24 protein-coding genes are annotated in these 21,629 nt (G+C 71.6%); 11 read left to right on the forward strand and 13 right to left on the reverse strand.

The features are described from left to right. Window positions 1–55 precede the first annotated feature (55 nt). The 5 genes from BMW88_RS20390 to BMW88_RS20410 all read left to right on the forward strand — a co-directional run bounded on the left by BMW88_RS20390 (window position 56) and on the right by BMW88_RS20410 (window position 6,855). On the forward strand, window positions 56–2,815 hold the full coding sequence (locus BMW88_RS20390; RefSeq protein ID WP_089952906.1) for a helix-turn-helix transcriptional regulator: 2,760 nt from the start codon (window positions 56–58) through the stop codon (window positions 2,813–2,815). 136 nt (window positions 2,816–2,951) lie between these two features. After that, entirely contained in the window at window positions 2,952–3,872 is a 921-nt protein-coding gene (locus BMW88_RS20395) for a hypothetical protein (RefSeq protein WP_089952908.1), read from the forward strand. A gap of 60 nt (window positions 3,873–3,932) precedes the next feature. Then, a complete protein-coding gene (locus tag BMW88_RS20400; RefSeq protein WP_089952910.1) occupies window positions 3,933–4,454 on the forward strand; it encodes a TetR/AcrR family transcriptional regulator in 522 nt (173 codons plus the stop codon). A gap of 124 nt (window positions 4,455–4,578) precedes the next feature. Beyond that, complete coding sequence (locus BMW88_RS20405; protein ID WP_089952912.1) at window positions 4,579–5,664, forward strand: glycosyltransferase; 1,086 nt, start codon at window positions 4,579–4,581, stop codon at window positions 5,662–5,664. A 45-nt stretch (window positions 5,665–5,709) separates the two neighbouring features. After that, on the forward strand, window positions 5,710–6,855 hold the full coding sequence (locus BMW88_RS20410) for a glycosyltransferase (protein ID WP_089952914.1): 1,146 nt from the start codon (window positions 5,710–5,712) through the stop codon (window positions 6,853–6,855). Between the two features lie 69 nt (window positions 6,856–6,924). Here BMW88_RS20410 and BMW88_RS20415 read toward each other — a convergent pair whose 3' ends face one another. The 6 genes from BMW88_RS20415 to BMW88_RS20440 all read right to left on the reverse strand — a co-directional run bounded on the left by BMW88_RS20415 (window position 6,925) and on the right by BMW88_RS20440 (window position 10,871). Beyond that, on the reverse strand, window positions 6,925–7,299 hold the full coding sequence (locus tag BMW88_RS20415; RefSeq protein WP_177221209.1) for an STAS domain-containing protein: 375 nt from the start codon (window positions 7,297–7,299) through the stop codon (window positions 6,925–6,927). A gap of 75 nt (window positions 7,300–7,374) precedes the next feature. Further along, window positions 7,375–7,770 (reverse strand): response regulator, encoded by a 396-nt coding sequence (locus BMW88_RS20420; protein WP_245777930.1) that lies wholly within the window; start codon window positions 7,768–7,770, stop codon window positions 7,375–7,377. Beyond that, entirely contained in the window at window positions 7,767–8,792 is a 1,026-nt protein-coding gene (locus BMW88_RS20425) for a PAS domain-containing sensor histidine kinase (RefSeq protein ID WP_089952918.1), read from the reverse strand. The genes BMW88_RS20420 and BMW88_RS20425 overlap by 4 nt, the downstream gene beginning before the upstream one ends. Window positions 8,793–8,808: 16 nt before the next feature. Continuing rightward, window positions 8,809–9,180 carry an ATP-binding protein gene (locus BMW88_RS20430; protein WP_089952920.1) on the reverse strand — a complete coding sequence of 124 codons (372 nt, stop codon included), beginning with the start codon at window positions 9,178–9,180 and terminating at the stop codon, window positions 8,809–8,811. Between the two features lie 70 nt (window positions 9,181–9,250). Then, entirely contained in the window at window positions 9,251–9,871 is a 621-nt protein-coding gene (locus BMW88_RS20435) for a response regulator transcription factor (RefSeq protein ID WP_089952922.1), read from the reverse strand. Between the two features lie 4 nt (window positions 9,872–9,875). Further along, the gene (locus BMW88_RS20440; RefSeq protein ID WP_089952924.1) at window positions 9,876–10,871 is read right to left on the reverse strand and encodes an FAD-binding oxidoreductase; all 996 of its coding nucleotides are present in this window, start codon (window positions 10,869–10,871) and stop codon (window positions 9,876–9,878) included. A 70-nt stretch (window positions 10,872–10,941) separates the two neighbouring features. Here BMW88_RS20440 and BMW88_RS20445 point away from each other — a divergent pair, with 70 nt between their 5' ends. Continuing rightward, a complete protein-coding gene (locus BMW88_RS20445; RefSeq protein WP_089952927.1) occupies window positions 10,942–11,811 on the forward strand; it encodes a LysR family transcriptional regulator in 870 nt (289 codons plus the stop codon). A gap of 203 nt (window positions 11,812–12,014) precedes the next feature. Then, window positions 12,015–13,199 (forward strand): elongation factor Tu, encoded by a 1,185-nt coding sequence (tuf, locus tag BMW88_RS20450; protein ID WP_089952928.1) that lies wholly within the window; start codon window positions 12,015–12,017, stop codon window positions 13,197–13,199. 91 nt (window positions 13,200–13,290) lie between these two features. On the opposite strand, the gene BMW88_RS20455 is transcribed toward tuf, so the two are convergent. The 6 genes from BMW88_RS20455 to BMW88_RS20480 are packed head-to-tail and all read right to left on the reverse strand — an operon-like array spanning window position 13,291 to window position 18,208. Continuing rightward, window positions 13,291–13,956 (reverse strand): DUF6766 family protein, encoded by a 666-nt coding sequence (locus BMW88_RS20455; protein WP_089952930.1) that lies wholly within the window; start codon window positions 13,954–13,956, stop codon window positions 13,291–13,293. A gap of 27 nt (window positions 13,957–13,983) precedes the next feature. After that, the gene (locus BMW88_RS20460; protein WP_089952931.1) at window positions 13,984–14,934 is read right to left on the reverse strand and encodes a TIGR03557 family F420-dependent LLM class oxidoreductase; all 951 of its coding nucleotides are present in this window, start codon (window positions 14,932–14,934) and stop codon (window positions 13,984–13,986) included. Next, a complete protein-coding gene (locus tag BMW88_RS20465; protein WP_089952933.1) occupies window positions 14,931–16,688 on the reverse strand; it encodes a thiamine pyrophosphate-requiring protein in 1,758 nt (585 codons plus the stop codon). Before BMW88_RS20465 ends, BMW88_RS20460 begins: the two co-directional genes overlap by 4 nt. Continuing rightward, window positions 16,685–17,407, reverse strand: a complete 723-nt coding sequence (locus BMW88_RS20470) for a metallophosphoesterase family protein (RefSeq protein WP_177221210.1) — start codon at window positions 17,405–17,407, stop codon at window positions 16,685–16,687. Before BMW88_RS20470 ends, BMW88_RS20465 begins: the two co-directional genes overlap by 4 nt. Next, window positions 17,404–17,652, reverse strand: a complete 249-nt coding sequence (locus tag BMW88_RS20475) for a phospholipid-binding protein (protein ID WP_089952935.1) — start codon at window positions 17,650–17,652, stop codon at window positions 17,404–17,406. The genes BMW88_RS20470 and BMW88_RS20475 overlap by 4 nt, the downstream gene beginning before the upstream one ends. Next, window positions 17,615–18,208 (reverse strand): nucleotidyltransferase family protein, encoded by a 594-nt coding sequence (locus tag BMW88_RS20480; protein ID WP_089952937.1) that lies wholly within the window; start codon window positions 18,206–18,208, stop codon window positions 17,615–17,617. Before BMW88_RS20480 ends, BMW88_RS20475 begins: the two co-directional genes overlap by 38 nt. Window positions 18,209–18,286: 78 nt before the next feature. On the opposite strand from BMW88_RS20480, the gene BMW88_RS20485 reads away from it, so the two are divergent. The 3 genes from BMW88_RS20485 (at window position 18,287) to BMW88_RS20495 (ending at window position 20,300) form a co-directional block, all read left to right on the forward strand. Further along, a complete protein-coding gene (locus tag BMW88_RS20485; RefSeq protein ID WP_089952939.1) occupies window positions 18,287–18,514 on the forward strand; it encodes a zinc-ribbon domain-containing protein in 228 nt (75 codons plus the stop codon). 278 nt (window positions 18,515–18,792) lie between these two features. Next, window positions 18,793–19,476, forward strand: a complete 684-nt coding sequence (locus BMW88_RS20490; RefSeq protein ID WP_089952941.1) for an SRPBCC family protein — start codon at window positions 18,793–18,795, stop codon at window positions 19,474–19,476. Then, on the forward strand, window positions 19,473–20,300 hold the full coding sequence (locus BMW88_RS20495) for an alpha/beta fold hydrolase (protein WP_089952942.1): 828 nt from the start codon (window positions 19,473–19,475) through the stop codon (window positions 20,298–20,300). Before BMW88_RS20490 ends, BMW88_RS20495 begins: the two co-directional genes overlap by 4 nt. Window positions 20,301–20,417: 117 nt before the next feature. On the opposite strand, the gene BMW88_RS20500 is transcribed toward BMW88_RS20495, so the two are convergent. Then, window positions 20,418–20,816 (reverse strand): DUF2000 domain-containing protein, encoded by a 399-nt coding sequence (locus tag BMW88_RS20500; protein ID WP_245777931.1) that lies wholly within the window; start codon window positions 20,814–20,816, stop codon window positions 20,418–20,420. Window positions 20,817–20,865: 49 nt separating this feature from the next. On the opposite strand from BMW88_RS20500, the gene BMW88_RS20505 reads away from it, so the two are divergent. Beyond that, complete coding sequence (locus BMW88_RS20505) at window positions 20,866–21,627, forward strand: AraC family transcriptional regulator (RefSeq protein ID WP_089952943.1); 762 nt, start codon at window positions 20,866–20,868, stop codon at window positions 21,625–21,627. Window positions 21,628–21,629: the final 2 nt, after the last annotated feature.

The following is a 21,629-nucleotide window of genomic DNA, read 5'->3' on the forward strand; positions in this document are numbered from 1 at the left end:
GTTGCACCGTCGATGACCAGCTTGAAGGCCGCCGGATGGCCGCTACGATCACTCCGTGCGCGAACCGCTGGAACGAGACGACGAGATCGCGCACATCCGCGAAGCTCTCGACGCCGCCACCCGTGGTGAGGGCCGCGTCGTCGTCATCGAGGGCCGTGCGGGCATCGGCAAGACCAGGCTCGTGCACGAGTGCCGCGAGCTCGCCAAGCAGCGGGGTTTCGGCCGGTTGCAGGCTGTCGGCGACGCCCTGGAGAGCGCGATGGCGTGGGGCGTCGTCCGGCAGATGGTCGAACGGTCGGTGTCGCGGTACTCCGGCGAGATCCGCGAGAAGATCCTGGCCGGGCCGTCCGGGGCGGCGCTCAAGGCCCTGGACGACGCGGCGCTCGACCAGAGCGAGGCCGAGCTGGCCCGCACGCTGCACTCGCTGTGGTGGGTCGCGGTCGACCTCTCCTCCACCCGCCCGTTGCTGATCACGGTGGACGACGCGCACTGGGCGGACCACTCGTCGCTGCAGTTCCTCGTCTACCTGTCCCGCCGGATCGCCGACCTGCCGATCGCGCTGGTCGTCGCGACCAGGCCACCCGCGGACAACTCCGGGCCGCTCGCGGCGCTCAGCGTGGCCGCGGACCGGCTGCTGCCGCGCCCGCTCACCGCGGCGGCGCTCGGCGCGCTGGTGGGCGGGCACCCCGAGGTGATCACCGCGCTGCACGCGGCCAGCGGCGGCAACCCGTTCCTGTCCGGCGTGCTGGTCGACGAGCTGGCGGCGCTGGGGCTGCCGCTCGACGACGCCTCGACGGCGCGGAAGGTCGGCAAGCTCGGTCCCAGCACCGTTTTCCGCGCCACGCTCGGGCGGTTGCCCGCCCAGGCCGTCGCGCTCGCGGGCGCCGTCGCCGTCCTCGGCACCCACGCGGACCCGTGGCAGGCGGCGGAACTGGCGGAGGTCGGCGATCTCCCGGCCGCGGTGGAGGCGTTGACCGCGGCGAACGTGCTCGTCACCGGTGAGCACCTGGAGTTCGTCCACCCCGTTGTGCGCGAAGCGGTGCTGACCGGTCTCGGACCGATCGCGCGCGCCTCGCTGCACGCGCGTGCGGCGAAAGCGCTGTGGGAGTCGCACGCGCCGGCCGACCGGGTGGCGGCGCACCTCATGCACGCTCCCAAAAGGACACTGCCGAACGCGGCCGAGGTGCTGAGGAAGGCCGCGGCGCGGTTGCTCGCGGCCGGCGACGCGCGGACCGCCGCGGCGCACCTGGGCAGAGCGGTGGACGAGAAGCCGAACGACGCCGGGCTGCGCGCCGAGCTGGGCCGGGCGTTGCTGCGCACCGGCGACGCGGTGAACGCCCACCGGCACCTCAAGGCGGCGGCGCGGGGGCTGCCGGACGCGGAGCTGGTGGCGGCGGCCGCGTCGGCGACGGCCGCGCTGGAGGGCCCGGCGGCGGCGATCGCGGAGCTGACCGAGGCCATCGCCGCCCGGCCGGACGGCGAGTCGCGGCTGCACCTGGAGGCACGCCTGGCGGTCTTCCGCTCCTTCCTGCCCGACCAGCGCCAGGTCGCGTCCGCGCACCTCAGCGGTTACGCCGGACTGTCGGGCAGCACTCCGGACGAACGCACGTTGCTCGGCCTCCTCGCGCAGATGGGGCGCTACGAGGTGTGGCCGCACCACGAGGTGGCGGCCACGGCGACACGGGCGTTGGCGAACGGTGCCTACCTCGACGACGCCACGGGCAGCACGGACGCGATGGTGGCGTGGCTGGTGGCGTTGCTCGCGCTGATGGCGGCGGACGGCGTGGACACGGCGCGGCACGAGATCGAGCGGGCCCGGCTGAAGGTGCGGGCGCACGGCTCGCCGATCGAGTTCGCGATGGTGGCCAACGCGTCGCTCTTCCTGAACTGGCGCGTCGGCGACATGCGGGCGGTCGAGGCGGAGGCCGAGGGCGCGCTGGCCGCCGTCGCGCACGAGGACCCGGTGTCCGAGGTGATCAGCCTGCGGGCGACCTCGACGCACTTCGCGGTCTACGCGGCGCTCGAACGGGGCGACGTCGCCGCCGCCGCCGGGTTCGTGTCGGCGTTCGACGGAGCACACGCCCATGCCCGGCCGACGATGCCGACGATCTGGCTGCACCAGGTGCGGGCGCTGATCGCGCTGGCGGAGGGCGACCCCCGGCGCGCGATGGCCGAGGCGTACCGGCAGCGCGATGCCATGCACCACGTGCACGTGGACCCGCCGACGGTGCCGTGGCGGGCGCCGGCGGTGACGGCGGCGTTGCAGCTCGGCGAGCACGAACTCGCGCTGGAGCTGGCGGCCGAGCAGCTCGAGGTGGCGCGCAGGTGGGGAGCGGCGACGGAGGTCGGCGCGGCGCTGCGGTTGCTCGCGCACGCGAGCCCCGAGTCGAGGGTGGACCTGCTCACCGAGTCGGTGTCGGTGCTGGAGGGCTCCCCCGCACGGCTGGAGCTGGCCCGCTCGCTGACCGACCTGGGCGAGGCGCTGCGGGTGGCACGGCGGCGGACGGACGCGCGCGAGCCGTTGCACCGGGCCATCGACCTGGCCGGGGAGTACGGCTCGGCGGCGCTGGGCACGCGGGCGGCCGAGGCGGTGGAGGCACTCGGCGACCGGCCGAGGCGGCAGGTCGTGCTGGGCGCGGAGGCGCTCACGGCGTCCGAGCGGCGGGTGGCCGACCTCGCGGCGACGGGCAGGGCGAACCGGGAGATCGCGCAGGAGCTGTTCGTGACGCCGAAGACGGTCGAGAACCACCTCGGCCGGATCTACACGAAGCTCGGGATCGCCGGTCGCCGGGACCTGGCCCGCGTTCTCGCCTGATGCGGAGCGACGTGGGGGTGTCCCTGATACACCCAACTTCCCCGCGGGAGGGTTGAGGGTCCGTCCCTCATGCCCTTGGGGGTCCGCCCCGGCGAACCTGGTGTCACCACAGGGAAAGCCAGGAGGGGACACCGAAATGATCCGCAACGCACTGATCGCCGCCGTCGCTCTGACCGCCGTCGTCGCTCCCGCCGCCGCGGCGGCGGACCCGGTCATCGGAGCGCCCGCCCCGTGCGTCGGCGCCGCTGACCTGACCGGTCCGGAGTTCAACGTCAAGAAGTGCGGCGTCAGCGACGTGGACCAGCACCGGGCCGGTCTCGAGAGCAACGGCGGCGCGTACTGCGGCCCCGCGTCGCTCTACAACGTCCTGCACTACTGGGGCCACCAGAAGGCCGCCCCGGTCGGCTGGCTCACCACCAGGGTCGGCAACCTCGACCCGAAGGACCCCGCCGACTACAGCGTCGTCGGCAACTCGATCTGGCGGATCGGCGTCGACGCGAAGTACGACGGCGGCACCAACCTCACGAACCTGCGCACCGCGTGGAACATCGCGACCAAGCCCGCCCGCGATGCCGGCTGGACCACCTCCACGGGCGTGGTGAGCACCAACAACGTGCCCGACTTCGCCGGTGAGCTCGCGAAGAAGCTCAACGAGGGCCCGCTTCAGCTCGTGTACGGCCGCTACAAGGCCGGCCCGGCGGCCGGTTCGCTGCAGCGCGGCGGTGGCCACATCGTCACGGTGGTGTCCGCGACCGGCTCGTTCAACGGGTCGACGATCCAGCTCAAGCTCGCCGACCCCGGCCGCGCGGCCGACAGCGGCCAGGGCGACTACCTCTACACGCAGTCGCAGTACGAGTCGCTCGACGTCACGCTGACCAAGAAGGTCCTCAACGAGTACGTCCCGGTCAAGGACGACGAGAACACCCGCGAGGACGAGTCGCAGCAGCCGGGGACCTACCGGACCGTGACGCGCTGGGAGCTGACCGGCCCGCGCTACGTCAGCGACACCACCCGTCAGATGGTCGAGGGCTTCAACTGGTTCGACATGGCCAAGTGACTACTCCTTCCGGGGGCCGCACTCTTCAGGGGTGCGGCCCCTTCGCCATAGCCTGGCCGCATGCCCAGCCGCGATCGGGAACGCACCCGCCGCCGCTTGCTGGACGCCGCGTTCGTCGAGTTCGCGGCCTACGGGATCGCCGGCGCGCGGATGGAGCGGATCGCCCGGATCGCCGGGTGCTCCGCGGGACTGGCCTACACCTACTACGGCGGCAAGGACGAGCTGTTCGACGCCGTGCAGTCGGAGGTGGTGGACGCGGCGGCGGTGGAGTTCGACGCCCTCGACCTGCCGGGCTACGCGGCCCGGCTGTACGAGCTGCACCACCGGCACCCCGAGTTCGCCCGGCTCGCCACCTGGCGGCGGCTGGAGCGGCGCGGGACGGTCAACCGGGCGGGAGACGTCGAGGCGATCCGCGAGGCGCAGTCGCGCGGGCTGGTGGCGGCGCGGTTCTCCCCGGAGCACGTGCTGCAACTGGTGCTGGCGGTGGCGTCGATGTGGTCGAGCGCGCCGGCCACCGGATCGGACCACGTGGTGCGGCGGCGGACCGTCGAGGACGCCGTGCGGCGGCTGGTCGAGCCGTAGCCCGGTCGGTTCCGCGTCAGTGCTCGACGGCGGCCGCGGTGAGCAGTCGATCTCGTTCCACGGGCGCGGCGCAGCGGGAGTCCGGCGCCCGCTGTGCCCGCGCGCATGTGGTTAACCTGGTCGTATGCGTGTTCTCGTGGTTGCCGCGCCTTTGCTGGGTCACGTCTTCCCGTTGGTGCCGCTGGCCCTGGCGTTGCGCGACTCGGGACACGACGTGGTGGTCGCGACCGGCGGCGAGGCGCTGCGGGTCCGCGACTCCGGGCTGGCCGTCGAGGACGTCGTGCCGTCCGACGTCCGGTTCGGACGGATCGCGCTGCGCATCATGCTCGCGCACCCGGTGGTGGCCAGGAGGGAGCTGCGCGGCAGCGGCAGGCTGGACTTCGTGTCGCGGATGTTCGGCGCGGTCGGCAACGCGATGACCGGACCGCTGCGGGCGCTCGCCGAGAGGTGGTGCCCGGACGTCGTGGTGCACGAACCGCTGGCCGCCGCCGGGTCTGCGCTCGGCGTCCCCTCGGTCATCCACGACGTGTCGCTGTTCGACGGGGTGGAGCTGACGGCCGCGGTCGGCGCCCGGATGAGAGCCGCGGTGCGTTCTCCCGCGACGGTCCTGCGCACGGCGCCACCGTCGGTCGCGGAGTTCCTGGGTGGCCGGCCGATGCGGTTCGTCCCCTACAGCGGCGACGGCGAGGTGCCCCGGTGGCTCGCCGAACCCGCGGGCAAGCCGCGCATCCTCGTCAGCCGCAGCACCGCGCCCGGTCCCGGTGCCGGCCGGATGATGGCGGCGGTGACCGAGGCCGCGCGGGAGGTCGACGCCGAGTTCGTGCTGGTGCGGCCGGAGAGGGCGGACGGCCTGCCGGACAACGTGCGCACGGTCGGGTGGGTGCCGCTGCCGCGCGTGCTGCCGTTCTGCGACGGGATCGTGCACCACGGCGGTGCCGGGACGGTGCTCGGCGCGCTGGCGGCCGGGGTGCCGCAGCTCGTCGAGCCGGGGCCCGGCGACCGCACGGCCCACGCGACCGCGATCACCGCACGCGGGGCCGGGCTGAGCGCCGCGCCGCGGGAGGTGACACCGGAGCTGCTCACGCGGCTGATCGAGGACCCGAAGCTGCAGCGGGCGGCCGGCGAGGTGAGCGAGGAGATCGCCGGGATGCCCTCGCCGGCGGAGGTCGCCGAGCGGCTGGAGCGCTTCGCGGGCTGGGGCCGGGATTGAGAGGATCGCCTCCCGGCGTATTGGAAAAGCACCTAATGTGATCGCGTGCGCATTCTCTTCTCGAGCTTAGGCTCGCACGGACACGTTTATCCGATACTCCCGCTCGCGATCGCCGCCCGCGAGCAGGGGCACGACGTCCTCTACGCCGTCGACTCGGGATTCCACGCCACCGTGGAAAAGCTGGGGCTCACGGTGGTCGACGCGGGCGTGAGCATCTGGGACGCGTTCCGCCAGGCCAACGAATTGCACGGCACGTCGCAGTTCCGGCGGGACATGTTGCGGCAGACCGCCGTCGACGCCTTCGGATCTGTGCTGCCCAGGGCTTTCGTCGCCGACCTGGAGCCGGTGCTGGAACGGGACAAGCCCGACCTCGTGGTCTTCGAGCTGATCAATCCCGGCGCCGGGCTCGCCGCCATGCGCGCCGGCATTCCCGCCGTCTGCCACGGGTTCGGCAAGATGGACGGCACCCTCGTCCCGGAAGCGATGAGCGACCTCTTCCTGGAGTACGTCGCCGAACTGGGCATCACGTTGCCGAATGGGCATCATTACGGACTCGGATCGCCTTATGTCGACGTCTTTCCGCCCTCTTTGCAGGACCTCGGGTTCCTCTCCGACGTCGAGCGGATTCCGATGCGGCCGGTCCCGTTCGCCGAACCGGGCGAATTGCCCGGATGGGTCACCGAGCACGCGAGGCCGCTGGTCTACCTGACCTTCGGCACCGCGTTCTCGAACCCGGACCTGCTGCGGACCGCGATCGCCGGGCTGTCCGGCGTGGACGCCGAGGTGCTGGTGGCGACCGGGCCGCAGGTGGAGCCGTCCGCGCTGACCGACGTGCCGGGCAACGTGCACGTGCTGCCGTGGGTGCCCCAGGCGGATCTGCTCGCGCACGCAGATCTCGTCGTGCACCACGGTGGCGCGGGCACGACGGTGAGCGCGATGACGCACGGCCTGCCGCAGCTCGTCCTGCCGCAGGGGGCCGACCAGTTCCGCAACGGCGAGATCGTCGCGGACACCGGACTGGGCGCACACCTCGTCGCCGACCAGTTCACCGCCGACGCCGTGCGGGAGACCGCGGGAAAGCTGCTGCGCGACCCCGGCGTGCGAGAGGCGAACGCCCGGATCGCGGCCGAGATCGCCGCCATGCCGCACCCGCACGACGTGGTGCCGAAGCTCGTAGAACTGGCGGGGTGAGTCGCGCGCGGGTGTGGCCGCGAGGCGGCCACACCCGGTTTTCGCGAACAGGAACTCGCGCCGCGGGCCTCAGGCCTTCGCCAGCGCGGACAACGCCTCGTCGACGGAGTCGTACAACGACAGCACGTCCGCCACGCCCGTGACCTGAAGCGGTCTTTTCACGGCGCGATGCGGTGCGACGACGTGGAAGTCCTTGCCGTACTCCTCAGCGAGCTCGTGGGCTGTGATCAACGTCGAGATACCGGTCGAGCCGAAGAAGCTGACCTCTGTGAGGTCGGCCACCACGGCGGGGCCGTCGGAGGCGAAGCCGAGGCGCAACGCGTCGAGCACGACATCCGCCGTGTCCACGTCTATCTCGCCTTCCACCGTCACGACCGCCACACCGGCGACGTCGGAGGCACGCACTGCGAGCAGCGGTGACTCATCGAACAGATCTTCGTTCACCAGTACTCCCCGGTGGCCGAAGCAAGTGAAACCCGGACTCCGAGCACGCTGTTGAACCCGGTTACCGTGTCGACGTTACGGGCGTTGCTTCCTCACCACAACCTGTCGCGCTCCCAAGCGCCGGACGGCCGCGACCAGTTCGGTGTTGCGGACGCCCTTGGCGAGGTAGTCGCTCACCCCCGCCCGGCGCATGTCGTCGACGGTGCCGGGGTCGGTGTGGGCGGAGAACGCCAGGATCCGCGTGGCCGGCGCCCGGCGCAGGATCGCGCTCGCCGCGTGCGGGCCACCTCCCCACGGCATCCGCACGTCCAGCACGACCACCGCGGGCGCGTGCTGCCCGGCCAGCTCGACGGCCTCGCGGGCGTCGGTGGCGACGGCCACCACCCGCAGGTCCGGCTCGTCGTCGAGGACGTCGCGCAGGACGTCCCTGATCAGGGGATCGTCGTCGGCGATCAGCACCCGGACGATCACGGCCGCACGTCCGGCAGCCAGAGCTCGACCACCGTGCCCCGGCCGGCGCCCGCGGACACCGCGCACCAGCCGCCCGCGGCCTCCGCGCGTTCGCGCATCTCGGCCAGGCCGAAGTGGCCGGCGTCCGGGTCGAGGCCGGCGAGTCCCACGCCGTCGTCGGTCACCGTCACGAGGAAACCCCGGTCCGCGGTGGACATCTCGACCACGACCGAGGACGCCCGCGCGTGCCGCCGGACGTTGGTCATCGCCTCCTGGCAGATGCGGAAGATCGTGACGGCCGCGTCGTCCGGCGGCTCGCGTTCGAGCGTGCTGCGGACCTCGCCCGCCAGGCCGGTCTCGGCGAGGTGGCCCCGCAGCGCCTCGGCCAGGCCCAGGCGGTCGATGCCCGGCGGACGCACGCGGAAGACCAGGTCGCGCAGCCGGCCGATGGCGTCGCGCACGGTGTCGCCGAGCTGCTCGACGTCCGCCTGGCGTTCCGGCGGCAGCCTGCGGGCGAGCAGCTGCAACCGCATGTCGACGGCGACCATGGCCTGGATGGTGTCGTCGTGGACGTCCCACGCGATGCGCCGGCGCTCCTCCTCCTGCGCCGCGACCAGGCGGGCGAGCAGCCGGCGCCGGTCGGTGAGCTGCTGCTCGGCGCGCCGCCGTCCGGTCATGTCGCGCGTGACCTCGCCGTACCCGCGCAGCTCGCCGGCGTCGTCGCGGAGTGAGGTGATGATCACGTCGGCCCAGAACCGGGTGCCGTCCTCGCGCACCCGCCAGCCCTCGTCCTCCACCGAGCCCTCGGCCCTGGCGGCGCGGAGCTGCCGCTCCGGCTTGCCGGACCTGACGTCCTCCGGCGGGTAGAACGCCGAGAAGTGGCGCCCGATGACGTCCCCGGCGGTGCAGCCCTTGATCCGCTCGGCGCCCGCGTTCCAGCTCACGACGTGCCCGCCGGGGTCGAGCACGACGATGCCGCAGTCGCGCACCCCGCGCACCAGCAGGCGGAGGAGGTCGCTGTCCCACCCCGAGTCCGGCTGCACGGCCCCATCATGGTGGTCAGACCGTCAGCTCACACCAGGCGACGTTCTGACCAGCCCGTTCGACGACGCCCCAGCTCTGGCTGAGCCGGGCGACGAGCTGGACTCCCCACCGGTCGGCGCACTGGCCGAGGGGGGTGGCGGCGTCGTCGGCGACCTCGACCCACATCCGGTCCTGGCTGGCGACGAGTCGCACGATCGGATGACCGCTGCCGTGGCGGACGGCGTTGGTGGTGAGCTCGTTGACGACCAGGACGACGTCTTCGAGGCTGCCGAGGTAGCCGCAGCTCAGCGCGGTGTGGCGGGCGAAGTCGCGGGCGAGCGCCACGCCGCCGCGCCGGTCCGTCTCCGGTAGTGAGAACACCGCTTCGGTGAGTGAGGTCGTGGCCACTGCCCCACAGTGCACCAAGCGACGGCGAGCGCGCAGACGCAACCAACCCAACTCGACTGGTGCGGTTGCATCAGTCGAGCAGTCCTTCGCGGCGCGCGATGGACACCGCTTCCAGCTTGGAGCTGGCCCCGAGCTTGTCGAGCACGCGCTGCACGTGGTTGCGGGCGGTGTTGCGGGCGACGCCGAGCCTGCTCGAGATCTGGGCGGTGCCCGCACCGTCCGCGAGCAGCAACAACGTCTCCTGCTCGCGTGCGGTGAGCGTGGCGCCCGCGACCCTGATCCGGCCGGTCAGCCGGTCCAGCACGCCCGGCAGCATCTTGGGGTCGAAGACGACCTCACCGTCGGCGACCCTGCGGACCGCCTCGACGAGCTCGTCGAGGCGCGCCGACTTGAGGATGAGGCCCGAACCGCCGGACTCGGCGACGCGGGCGGCGATCGACGCGGTGGCCTCGCCGGTCAGCACCAGGACCCTGGCGCCGCCCGCGACCAGCTCCCCGATCACCGCGGTGCCGTCGCCGTCGGGCAGCCTGCGGTCGAGGAGGACGACGTCGGGATCGGCGCCGAGGCCCTCCGCGAGGGCCGCCGCGACGGTGGCGGCGCGGCCGACCACCTCGATCCCGGCGCGTTCCAGCGCCATGGCTATCGCCTCGGCGACCATGTCGTGGTCCTCCACGAGAACCACTCGGGTCATACCGTCAGCGTACGGCGTACCTGAAGTTCCGCGACCGTCCCGCCGCGAACGACCGCACCTCGTCGAACACCCGCGCGTGCTGGTCCTCGACGCCGACCAGCGGCGAGATCACCTTGAGCAGGTGGGTCGCCGCACCACCGAGCGCGCCACCGAGCGGGAGGAGACCCAGGAAGATCGGCACCTCCGCGGCGGCGGCCTTCTCGCGGACGCGGTGCAGCACCTCCAGGGGAAGGCCGTTCAGCAGCACGTTGTCGCCCTGGTAGGCGTGCGGCGGCAGTGATCCGCCGACGGCTCGCGCGAACGGCTTCACGCCGGCCTCGTCGCTCAGCCGCGGAGCGACCCGGAGGGGGCCGGCGTCGAACGGCCTGGTGCTCGCGCAGGTGACGCGCACGACGTCGCCGAGGGTGGTGAGGGCCGGCGTGACGTGCTCGGGCAAGTTCCACGCGTGGAAAGCGCCGAACACCGCCTCCGCGTGCACGGCGTCGAAGTGCAGCTCGGCGACGTGCACGTGCGAGACCTCGACCAGGTCGAACTCCAGCGCGGTGACGACGTCGCCGACGGCCTCCACCTCGCGCACCCGGTCGCTCGCCAGCCCGAACTCGCGGGCCAGCAAGCCGTGGCCACCACCGAGCGTGTAGCCCACGACACCGACGTCGCTCGCGTCGCCGCTCAGCGGAGCCAGGCCGTGCGGTGCGGCTTTCTCGATCACCTGCTGCCACACCGCGCCCGCCTCCGCCCTCGCGGTCCTGGTCCGCGGGTCGACCGTGACCTCGTTCATGCGCCCGGTGGAGATGAGGACGCCGGTCGTGGTGCTCGTCAGGCCGTGCCCGGTGGCCTGGACCGCGTAGTCCAGGCCGTGGGTTTCCGCGTGGCGCACGGCTTCCTCGACGTCCCGGGCGGTCTCCACGGCGAAGATCACCTGGGGTTCGTGGCGCAGCCCGGTCTGGAAGCCGCTGCGTTCGTCGTCGTAACCGGCGTCGCCGGGGTGGAGAATGCGCATGTCTTCAGCCTGGTTGAGCTGCTTTTATATGTCCAAGAGATGTTCATGCTCGCTCCTATAATCACCGGTTATGGAACTTCGGCAGCTCGAGTACTTCGTCGCGGTCGCGGAGGAGTCCTCCTTCACGCGCGCGGCGGAACGGGTGCACGTCGCGCAGCCCGGCGTCAGCGCGCAGATCCGGCGGCTGGAGCGGGAGCTCGGGCACGACCTGCTGGACCGGTCCGGCCGGACCGTCACGCTGACCGAGGTGGGGGCGGCGGTGCTGCCGCTGGCACGGACCGCCCTGGCCTCGGTGGAGGCGGCCCGGCGCACCGTCGAGGAGATGGCCGGGCTCGTGCGGGGCGTGGTGCGCGTCGGGATGGTCGTGTCCTGCGGGATCATGGACCTGCCCGAGCTGCTGTCCTCGTTCCACTCGCGACACCCCGGTGTCGAGATCACGTTGGTGGAGGCCAACTCCGACGCGCTGATCTCGTCCCTTGTGGACGGTGGGCTGGACTTCGCGCTCATCGGGTACGCCGGTGCGGCACCGGACGGGCTGGCCACCCTGGTGCTCGCCGACGAGCCGCTCGTGGCCGCGGTCGCCGCGTCGGATCCCTGGTGCGGCAGGGAGTCCGTGTCCGTGGCCGAGCTGCTGGAGCGCGGGCTGATCAGCCTGCCGCCCGGCACGGGGTTGCGCGGTGCGCTGGACGAGGCCTGCGGCGCACGCCGGCCGCGCATCGCGTTCGAGGCGTCCGCGCCGCCGATGGTGATCACCCTGGCGCGGCGCGGGCTCGGACCGGCGGTCTTGGCGTCGTCGATGGCGGAGGAGTTGCACGCCGTGCGGATCACCGACCCGGTGCCGCGCAGCCGGCTCGCCTTCGCCTGGCGCGCGGCGGGTCCGCGCAGCCCGGCCGCGCGTGCGCTGGTGGAGCTCGCGAAAAACCAGGTGACAGCGCAGTAGTGCGCTGTCACGATCATCGGCATGTTCCTGACGGCTGAGCACAACACGTTCGCGGGTGTTCCCGCGGGCGCGCTCGCCGTCGCCTCGGCACAGCAGGCCGGCGCCCGACTCTGACCCTTCCCCAGTCCTTCCCCCAGGACCGCTGGGGAGGGGTGGTGGCAGTACCCGGTTCTGGCCCCAGCCGCTCCCCGAGGAACAGGAAGATGAAGCAGGAGTTCGTGCGCGCCAAGCCGCACCTCAACATCGGCACCATGGGTCACGTCGACCACGGCAAGACGACGCTCACCGCGGCCATCACCAAGGTGCTGTCCGAAATGGACCCCGCGGCCACCACCTTCACGGCGTTCGACCGCATCGACCGCGCGCCGGAGGAGCTGGCCCGCGGAATCACGATCAACATCGCGCACGTCGAGTACGAGACGCCCACGCGTCACTACGCGCACGTCGACATGCCCGGCCACGCCGACTACGTGAAGAACATGATCACGGGGGCGGCGCAGCTCGACGGCGCGATCCTCGTGGTGTCCGCGGAGGACGGCACGATGCCGCAGACGCGCGAGCACGTGGTGCTGGCGCGCCGCGTCGGGGTGCCGCACGTCGTCGTGGCGCTGAACAAGGCCGACGCGGTGAGCGACCCGGAGCTGCTCGACCTGGTGGAGCTGGAGATCCGCGACCTGCTCTCCCGGTACGGCTTCGACGGCGACGCCACGCCGGTGGTGCGGGTGTCCGGCCTGCGCGCGTTGCAGGGCGACCCGGTGTGGGTGCGGTCGGTGGTGGCGTTGCTCGACGCCGTCGACGCGCACGTCCCGGAGCCGTCGCGCGACCTGTCGGGGCCGTTCCTGATGCCGATCGAGAACGTCATGACCATCACCGGCCGCGGCACCGTCGTGACCGGCGCGGTGGAGCGCGGCGTGCTCGGCCTCGGCGACGCGGTCGAGGTGATCGGCCTCGGCGACGCCGTGTCGTCCGTGGCCACCGGCATCGAGACGTTCGGCAAGCCGATGCGGCAGGCCAGGGCGGGGGACAACGCGGCGGTCCTGCTGCGCGGCGTCCGGCGCGATGAGGTCCGGCGCGGCCAGGTCCTGGCCCTGCCGGGCAGCGTCGCGCCGCACACCCGGTTCCGCGCGTCGGTGTACCTGCTGTCGCACGCCGAGGGCGGCCGGCACACGCCGATCGCGTCGAACTACCGCCCGCAGTTCCACTTCCGCACCGGCGATGTCGTCGGCGTGGTGGAGCTGCCGGGGAACGCCCCGGCGATGCCGGGTGACACCGTCGAGGTGACGGTGGAGCTCGGCAAGGCGGTGGCGATGGACACCGGCCTGGGCTTCGCGATCCGCGAGGGCGGCAAGACCGTGGGCGCCGGCACGGTCGGCGAGATCCTCGCCTAGGCGGCGGTGACGGCCCGAGAAGGTGGTCGCGCCGCCTGTGCGGGAGGCGTGGCGGACGAGCGTCCCGCCACGCCTCTCCGTGCTGCGGGGACTAGCCGGACTCGTCGCTGACCGAGTGCGCCGTCCCCACCGGCTTCGACTCGGGCGAGCCCCGCTGGCGCAGGTAGACGCTGAGGAACGCCATCGACGCGATGGCGAGGAACTCGGACTGCCAGTTCTGCAGCGACCGGTTCCAGAAGTCGGCGCTCAGGAAGTACTGGAAGAGACCCATCTGCTCGGCCAGCGGATCGGAGTTGTTGGCGTACCAGCCCGCGACCCACTGCATCGACCAGGAGAGCAGGAACAGCACCAGCATCGCGAGCCCCAGCGACCTCGAGAACAACGCGGTGCGCCAGCCGCCGGTGCTCGCCCACTTCGGTGAAGACTCGTCCGCGTACCGGCCGACCTGCTGGTCCTCGTCGGTGCCGCGGCCGGCCTCACCCGCCGGCTTGGACTCGGGCGAGCCCTTCTGGATCAGCCAGACGGTGGCGGTGACGTACAGGAAGAACTGGAGGTACTCCGACTGCCAGTTCTCGACGACGTCGACCAGGAAGTCGGCGGAGAACAGGTACGAGCCCAGCGGGAGCACCGGTTGACCGAGCGCGGCCTGACGCTCGTTGTGGTCGGCGTGCCCGGCGAACAGCTGGCCGACCAGCGCCGCGAGGAACAATCCGGCGAAAACGAGCGTCAGGCTGTGCTCGCGCAGGAATCTCCTCATAGGAGCGGATGCCCTGCGCCTTCCGGCTCAAACATCGAGCAGCGGCACGACCTCCTTGGCCCAGAACTCGAAGAACTCCTGCTGGTTGGTGCCGATCTGCTGCACGTGGACCTCGTCGAAACCGGCCTCGGCGAACTCCCTGACCTTCTCGGCGTACCGCTCGGGGTCCGGCCCGCACGGCATGGAGTCCCTGATCATCTCCGGCGTGACGAGCTGGGAGGCCTGCTCGAAGTGCTTCGGGCTCGGCAGCACCTGGGCCAGCTCACCGGGCAGGCCGTCGTTGGGCCACAACCGGTGCGCGGTCGCCACGGCGGCCTCCTCGGTCCGGTCGTAGCAGACCTTGAGACCGCTCTGGGCCGGTCCGCGACCGCCCTCGGCGCGGTACTTCTCCACCAGCTCACCGGTCGGGCCCACGCTGATGTAGCCGTCGCCGCAGCGGGCCGCGAGCTTGACGGCCTTGGGGCCGAACGCGGACACGTAGATCGGCACCGGGCGCTCGGGCACGGTGTAGACGCGGGCGTTCTCCACGGTGTAGTGCTTGCCGTGGTGGGTCACCTCGTCGCCCTGGTGCAGCGTGCGGATGAGGCCGATGGCCTCCTCCAGCATCTCGAGCCGCACGTCGGCGGAGGGCCAGTGCGTGCCGAGGATGTGCTCGTTCAGCGCCTCACCGCTGCCGACACCGAGCACGAACCGGCCCTCGCACTGCACCGCGGCCGTGGCCGCCGCCTGGGCGATGACCGCCGGGTGGATGCGCAGGGTCGGGCACGTCACGGCCGTGGTGATCGGCAGCGACACCCTCTCCGACAGCGCGCCGATCGTGCCCCAGACGAACGAGGACTGGCCCTGCTCGTCGTTCCACGGGTGGTAGTGGTCGGAGATCCACAGCGACTCGAAGCCGTGGTCTTCGGCCATCTTCGCGTGGCGGACCAGCTCGCGGGGCCCGTGTTCTTCCGAGGAAAGGAAATAGCCCAGCTTCACGGCAGCAACTCCTGGATCTTGGTCTGCAGGCCGCGGCGCAGGACGCCCCACGCGTCGGGATCGCCCCGCAGCACGGCCTCGGTCATGTCCTTGATCTGGTCGAACGTCGCGTGCGGCGGGATCGGCGGCACATCCGGGTCGCAGCGCACGTCGAGGACGGTCGAGCCGTCGAACGCGAGCGCGGTCTCCCAAGCCGTGCCGAGCTGGTTCGGGTCGTTGACCTCGATGCCCTGCAAGCCGATCGAGCGCGCGTACGACGCGTACGACACATCCGGGAGCGACTGCGACTCCTCGAACTTCGGCGCGCCGCCCATCGCCCGCAGCTCCCACGTGACCTGGTTGAGGTCGTTGTTGTGGAAGACGCAGACCACGCACCGGACGCCGTAACGCCGCAGCGTCAGCAGTTCCGCCATGCCGTTCATCTGCATGGCGCCGTCGCCGACCAGCGCGATCAGCGGGCGGTTCGGCTGGGCGAACGAGGCGCCCAGCGCGTACGGCACGGCGCAGCCCATCGTGGCCAGCGTGCCGGACAGCGACGACCGCACCCCACCGCGGATCTTGAGCAGTCGCGCGTACCAGTTCGTCGCCGAACCCGAGTCCGCGGTGACGATCGCGTTGGCGGGCAGGCGCTTCGACAGCTCGGAGACGATCCGCATCGGGTTGACGGGGTCGGCGGGCACCTGCGCCTGCCGTTCCACGAGGTCCCACCAGCGCTCGACGTCCGACTCGATCTTCTCGCGCCACGAGCGGCCGGTCTTGCGCTCCAGCAACGGGATCAGCGAACGCAGCGTCTCCCGCGCGTCGCCGACCAGGTTGACCTCCGTCGGGTAGCGCATGCCGATCGCGCGGCCGTCGACGTCGATCTGCACACCGCGCGCCTTGCCGTACTGCGGCAGGTACTGCGAGTACGGGAAGTTCGAGCCGACGATGAGCAGCCGGTCGCAGTCGCGCATCATCTCGTACGAGGGCCGCGTGCCGAGCAGCCCGATCGACCCGGTCACGTACGGCAGGTCGTCGGGCAGGACGTCCTTGCCCAGCAACGCCTTCGCCACGCCGGCGCCGAGCAGCTCGGCGACCTCGCCGACCTCGGCCGCCGCCCCGCGGGCGCCCTGTCCGATCAGGATCGCGACCTTCTCGCCGGAGTTCAGCACGTCGGCCGCGCGCCGCACCTCCTCGGTGGCCGGCACGACGGTCGACGAGGGACGCGACGGCGGGCTCGACGGGATGTACTTGAACTCGTGCTTCGGGGCCTCGTAGTCCTGCTCCTGCACGTCGTTCGGGATGATCAGCACGGCAGGAGCGCGGTCGGCCCGAGCCGTGCGCATCGCCCGGTCCAGCGCGTTCGGCAACTGCTCGGGCACCGTGACGTCGACCAGGAACGAGGCGACGTCGCGGAACACCGAGTGCAGGTCGACCTCCTGCTGGTAGCTGCCGCCCTGCGCGGTGCGGGCGGTCTGGCCGACGATCGCGACGACCGGCACGCGGTCGAGCTTCGCGTCGTACAGGCCGTTGAGCAGGTGGATCGCGCCGGGACCGGAGGTCGCGAGGCACACGCCGACGTCGTCGCTGAACTTCGCGTACCCCACGGCGGCGAGCGCGGCCATCTCCTCGTGCCGGGTCTGGATGAACTTCGGGTCGTTCTCCGCCTTGCCGAACGCCGCCACGATCCCGTTGATGCCGTCGCCGGGGTAGGCGAACACCTGCTTGACTCCCCAGTCCCGCAGGCGCTGGACGACGAAGTCCCCGACGGTCATGAGCCGTTCCCTTCCAGCACGTAGACCGTGTAGGCGGAACGGATGATGGGCTGCGCGACGTTGCGGACCCGCACGCCGCCCGGCGTCATGCCGTGCTCGGTGCCGAAGTGGGCGTGGCCGTGCACCGCGAGGTTCGTGCCGGTCGCGTCGATCGCCTCGCCCAGCAGGTACGAGCCGAGGAACGGGTAGATCTCCGGCGGCTCACCGCGCAGCGTGTCCGGCACCGGCGCGTAGTGCGTCAGCGCGACCTTGACGTCGGTGTCCAGCTCGGACAGCGCGCCCTTGAGGTTCTCGGCGATGTCGCAGGTGTGCTGGATGAACGCCTTCATCTCGCGTTCGCCGAACGCGCTGCCGCACTTGCCGGCGAACCCGCCGCCGAAGCCCTTGACCCCGGCGACGCCGATCGAGCAGCCGTTCACCCGGTGGGTGAACGTCGTGCCCTCCAGCACCTGGATGCCCTTGTCCTGGAGGGTCTTCGTGACCTCGAGCGGCTTGTCGTCGTGGTGGTCGTGGTTGCCGAGCACGGCGACGACGGGCACCGGCAGGTCGGCGAACTCGTCCGCGACCACCTCGGCCTCGGCGACTGTGCCGTGCCGGGTCAGGTCACCGGCCAGCAGCAGGATGTCCGCGTGCTCGCCGACCTTCTCCAGCGCGGGACGGAGGTGGCCACGCATGTCCTCGCCGAGGTGCACGTCCCCGACGGCGGCGACGCGGATCATCGCAGGTCCTCCTCACCCTCCGGCTCTCCCGCCGGAGTCACCCGCACGTCGTTCAGGATCTTGAGCTGCGGCGCGGCCTCGTGCAGGACCTCCTCCAGCACGGCGCGCCGGTCGGCGCAGGCCACGTCGCCGGAGAGCATCACGTTGTCACCGCGCACGGTGATCCGGATGCCGAGCTCCGCGGTTCTGGGGTCCTCGGCCACCGCCCTACGCAGATTTGCCGCCAGGTACTGCTCGGATTCCATTGGTGCCCCTCCCGATGATGTCCAGGCGCTCGATCAGCAGCAGGAACGCCTCGGCGTACGGGGAGTGCTGCGTCTCCTCGCGCACCTGGTCCCAGTCGATCTGCTCGCGCAGCGCCCTGGCGAACGGCAGCAGCTCGCTGAAGTCGCACCGGTGGCCGTCGAGCACGAGCAGCTTGCTGATCAGCACGAAAGTCGCCGGCATGACGGGCAGCATCGCCGACCCGACGGGCATCTCCTCGGCCATCGCCAGGATCTCGTCGGTGACCGGGCGCTCGTTGGGCCGGAACAGCAGGTCCACCAGCGAGTCGCCGTCGTAGACCTTCAGCAGCCAGTCCTCCGGCGGTTCCGCGGCGCGCAGCCCGCGCTGCACCAGCACCCGCACGGCTTCGGTCGCGTCCTGCTCGCGCACGAGGAGGTCGACGTCGTGCTCACTGGTGGGCCCGCCGCGCGCGTAGCCCGCACACCCGCCCGTCAGCGCGAACGGAATTTCCGCACTGCGTAACGCGGTGGCGACTTTGGTCAACGTCCGCAACAGCTCGTCTTGCACGTCGCTCATGCACGCCCGGTTACCCACCTCAGCGCAACGAGAACCACCAGCCGTGCGTCAATGGGTGAAACGACCCCAGGAGCACACATGGTCATCTTCGGCTGGCGGACGACGATCGAACAGCTGCGGATGCTGACGCTGGTGTGCGGCCACTGCCACCACCAGTCCGCGCACAACCTGTTCCGGCGCTACACGAAGCCCACGATCTTCTTCATCCCGCTGTTCACGATCAGCAGCAGGTACGGGCTGCAATGCACGTTCTGCGGCGTGTCCTACGACATCAGCAAGATGCACGCTCACCAGCTCGTCGGCTGACGGCACGCCGAGCAGCCGGGCGCGTCGTCATCGGTGGTGACGCGCCCGCAGCCGGGGCAGACCAGCTCAAGGAGGCAGGCAGGCTCTGCCTCGGGGACGCGACCGAGGTCCACGGCCACCCGATCGTGTTCATCACCGCGAGCCATCCACCGAGTTTACGCGCGACTCGCCAACGGTCCCTCCGACAACTTTTCTAGTCAAGACTAGTTTCGCCGTCTTGACTAACAGAATCTTCGGCAGCAGGATGGGGCATCCACCGAGCCGGCAAGGGAGCACCGATGGGCCACGCGTTCGAGAGCACCGACGAGTTCGAGGTGCCCGCCTCGGCCGAGGAGGTGTGGGAGGCCATCGCGACGGGACCCGGTATCGACTCGTGGTTCATGGGCCGCAACGAGGTGGCGAACGGGCAGGTCAAGCTCGCCTTCGGCGGGTACGAGCCGACGAGCGGGATCACCGCCTGGGACCCTCCGCACCACTTCGCGCACGACAGCGGCAAGGCGCCGGACGGCCGGTTCATCGCCTACGAGTTCCTCGTCGAGGGCCGCGAGCACGGCAGCACCGTGCTGCGCATGGTCACCAGCGGCTTCCTGCCCGGCGACGACTGGACCGACGAGTTCGAGGCCATGCAGCTCGGCGGCGCGCTGTTCCGGCGCACGCTGGCCGAGTACCTGCGCCACTTCACCGGCCGCACGGCCCGTCCGCTCACGGTCTTCGGGCCGGTGGTGAGCGACTGGGACACGGCGTGGCGGCAGCTCGACGCGGCGCTCGCCGACCGGCTCCCCGGCGCCGTCGAGTACCACCGCAACAGCCACACTCTGGGCCTGCGCACCGAGCGGGGCATGTACCGCTTCCTGCGCGGGTTCGCCGGCCCGATGATCGCCGCGCACCACGTCTTCGAGGGCGCCGAGTCCGAGCAGGACTGGCAGGCCTTCCTCGACACGACCCTGGGAGAGACCCGATGACCCGCTTCACGACCTCCGCCGACGGCACCGGGATCGCCTGCTCGACCACCGGCTCCGGCCCCGCGCTGATCCTCGTGGACGGCGCGATGTGCCACCGGAGGTTCGGCCCGTCCACCGAGCTCGCGTCCGTGCTGGACAAGAACTTCACCGTCCACACCTACGACCGGCGCGGGCGCGGCGAGACCGGTGACGGCGCCACGCCGTGGTCCCTGGAGCGCGAGGTCGAGGACATCGACGCGCTCATCCGGGAGGCCGGCGGCAGCGCGTTCGTGTTCGGCGTCTCCTCCGGTGCCGTGCTCGCGCTGGAGGCGGCGTCACGGCTGCCGGGCATCAGCGGGCTCGCGATCTACGAGGCGCCGTTCGTCGTGGACGACACCTACCGGCCGCGGCCCGCGGACATCGTGCGGCAGATGAACGACCTGCTCGCGCGCGGTGACCGCTCGGGGATGCTGTCGAAGTTCATGAAGATGGTCGGCGCGCCCGGCATCGGCGTCGCGGTGATGAAGCTGACGCCGATGTGGAAGAAGCTGAAGCAGGTCGCGCACACCCTGCCGTGGGACCTCGCGATCCTCGGCGACGACGGCCGCGGAACGCCGCTGCCCACCGGTCGCTGGAACGTCCAGGTGCCGACGCTCGCCATGGACGGCGGCAAGAGCCCGCAGTACCTCCGCAACGCCATGAAGAACGTCGCGGAGGTCCTCGGAGCGAACACCGAGCACAGGACGCTGGCGGGTCAGACGCACATGTACAAGCCGTCGGTCGTGGCGCCGGAACTGGTGGAGTTCTTCTCCCGGGTCCAGCGCACCGCCGGCCCCGTCGCGTAGCCGGTGACGGCGGAGAGCCCGCCGAGCCGGTGGCGCGCCGGGTACCCGGATCGGCCCTGTCGCCGACCTGGGGCAGTGCCGCTCCGCTGGGCCGCTCGGGAGGACCGGGCGCTTCTTTCACGGGTGCATGCGAGCACCCTTGAAGATCTTGTCGACGGCGTTCTTCTGGCCGTGCACCGCGATCCCGACCAGGTCGAGGTCCTGCGTGTGCACCTTGCGGACGGCGGCGCGGTTGTCGGCGTCGTTGCCGGTCGCGAACAGGTCGGCGGTGAAGATGGTCATCGGCTGGTTGCGGCCGAGCGCGCGCTCGTGAGCCTTCTTGACCAGGTCCTTGTCGCCCTGCAGGACCACGACGGGCTGACCGAACATCGAGAGGTACCGCACGTCGTCAGCGTCCACGTACGGCTCGCCGCGGAGCGTTTCGGGCAGCCCGCTGACGAGGAAGGCGGTGACGTTCAGCGCCTGCCAGCCGGCCAGGTCGTCCCGCAACAACACAGCGATCTTGGTGTCGAACATGGACCCACGATCGCGAACGCGCGCGGGTCGCGTCTTGTACGTTTTTGACATGAGCACCGCGGCCTGGAAACCGGCGGTGGAAGGCATTCGGGAGGTCTTCCACGCCTCCTTCACCACGCACGTCTACCCAGCGCACACGCACGACGCGTGGACGTTGATGCTGCTCGACACGGGTGCCGTGCGCTACGAACTCGACCGTCACGAGCACGGCGCTCTCGTGGACGGCGTCACGCTGTTGCCGCCGCACGTGCCGCACGACGGCCGGTCCGCTCACCCGGCCGGTTTCCGCAAGCGCGTGCTCTACCTGGACGACTCGGTCCTGCCCGCCGAGCTGATCGGCAAGGCGGTGGACACGCCGATGCTGGCCGACCCGCTGCTGCGGCAGCGCGTGCACCAGCTCCACCTGGTGCTGGACGAGCCGTTCGAGGCGTCCAGCCGGCTCGCGCTGATCACCGAACGCCTGACGCACCACTTCGCGGGGACCGCGCCCGCACGGCACGCCGACCCCACGCTGGCCGACCGGCTGCGGCAGCTCCTGGACGCCTCGCTGCCCGGCGGCGTGACCCTGAGCGCGGCCGCCGCCGAGCTGCGCACGAGCCCGACGCACCTGGTGCGGGCGTTCACCCGCCGCTTCGGGCTGCCACCGCACCGGTACCTGACCGGGCGGCGCGTGGACCTCGCCCGCGGGTACCTGGTGGAGGGGCGGCCGGCGGCCGAGGCGGCGGTGCTGGCCGGGTTCCACGACCAGTCCCACCTGACGCGCCACTTCCGCCGTGTGCTGGGTACGAGCCCCGGCCGGTTCGTACGCTGACG

Origin of the sequence: Lentzea xinjiangensis (genome assembly GCF_900110955.1) — a bacterium.
Classification (GTDB): Bacteria; Actinomycetota; Actinomycetes; order Mycobacteriales; family Pseudonocardiaceae; genus Lentzea; species Lentzea xinjiangensis.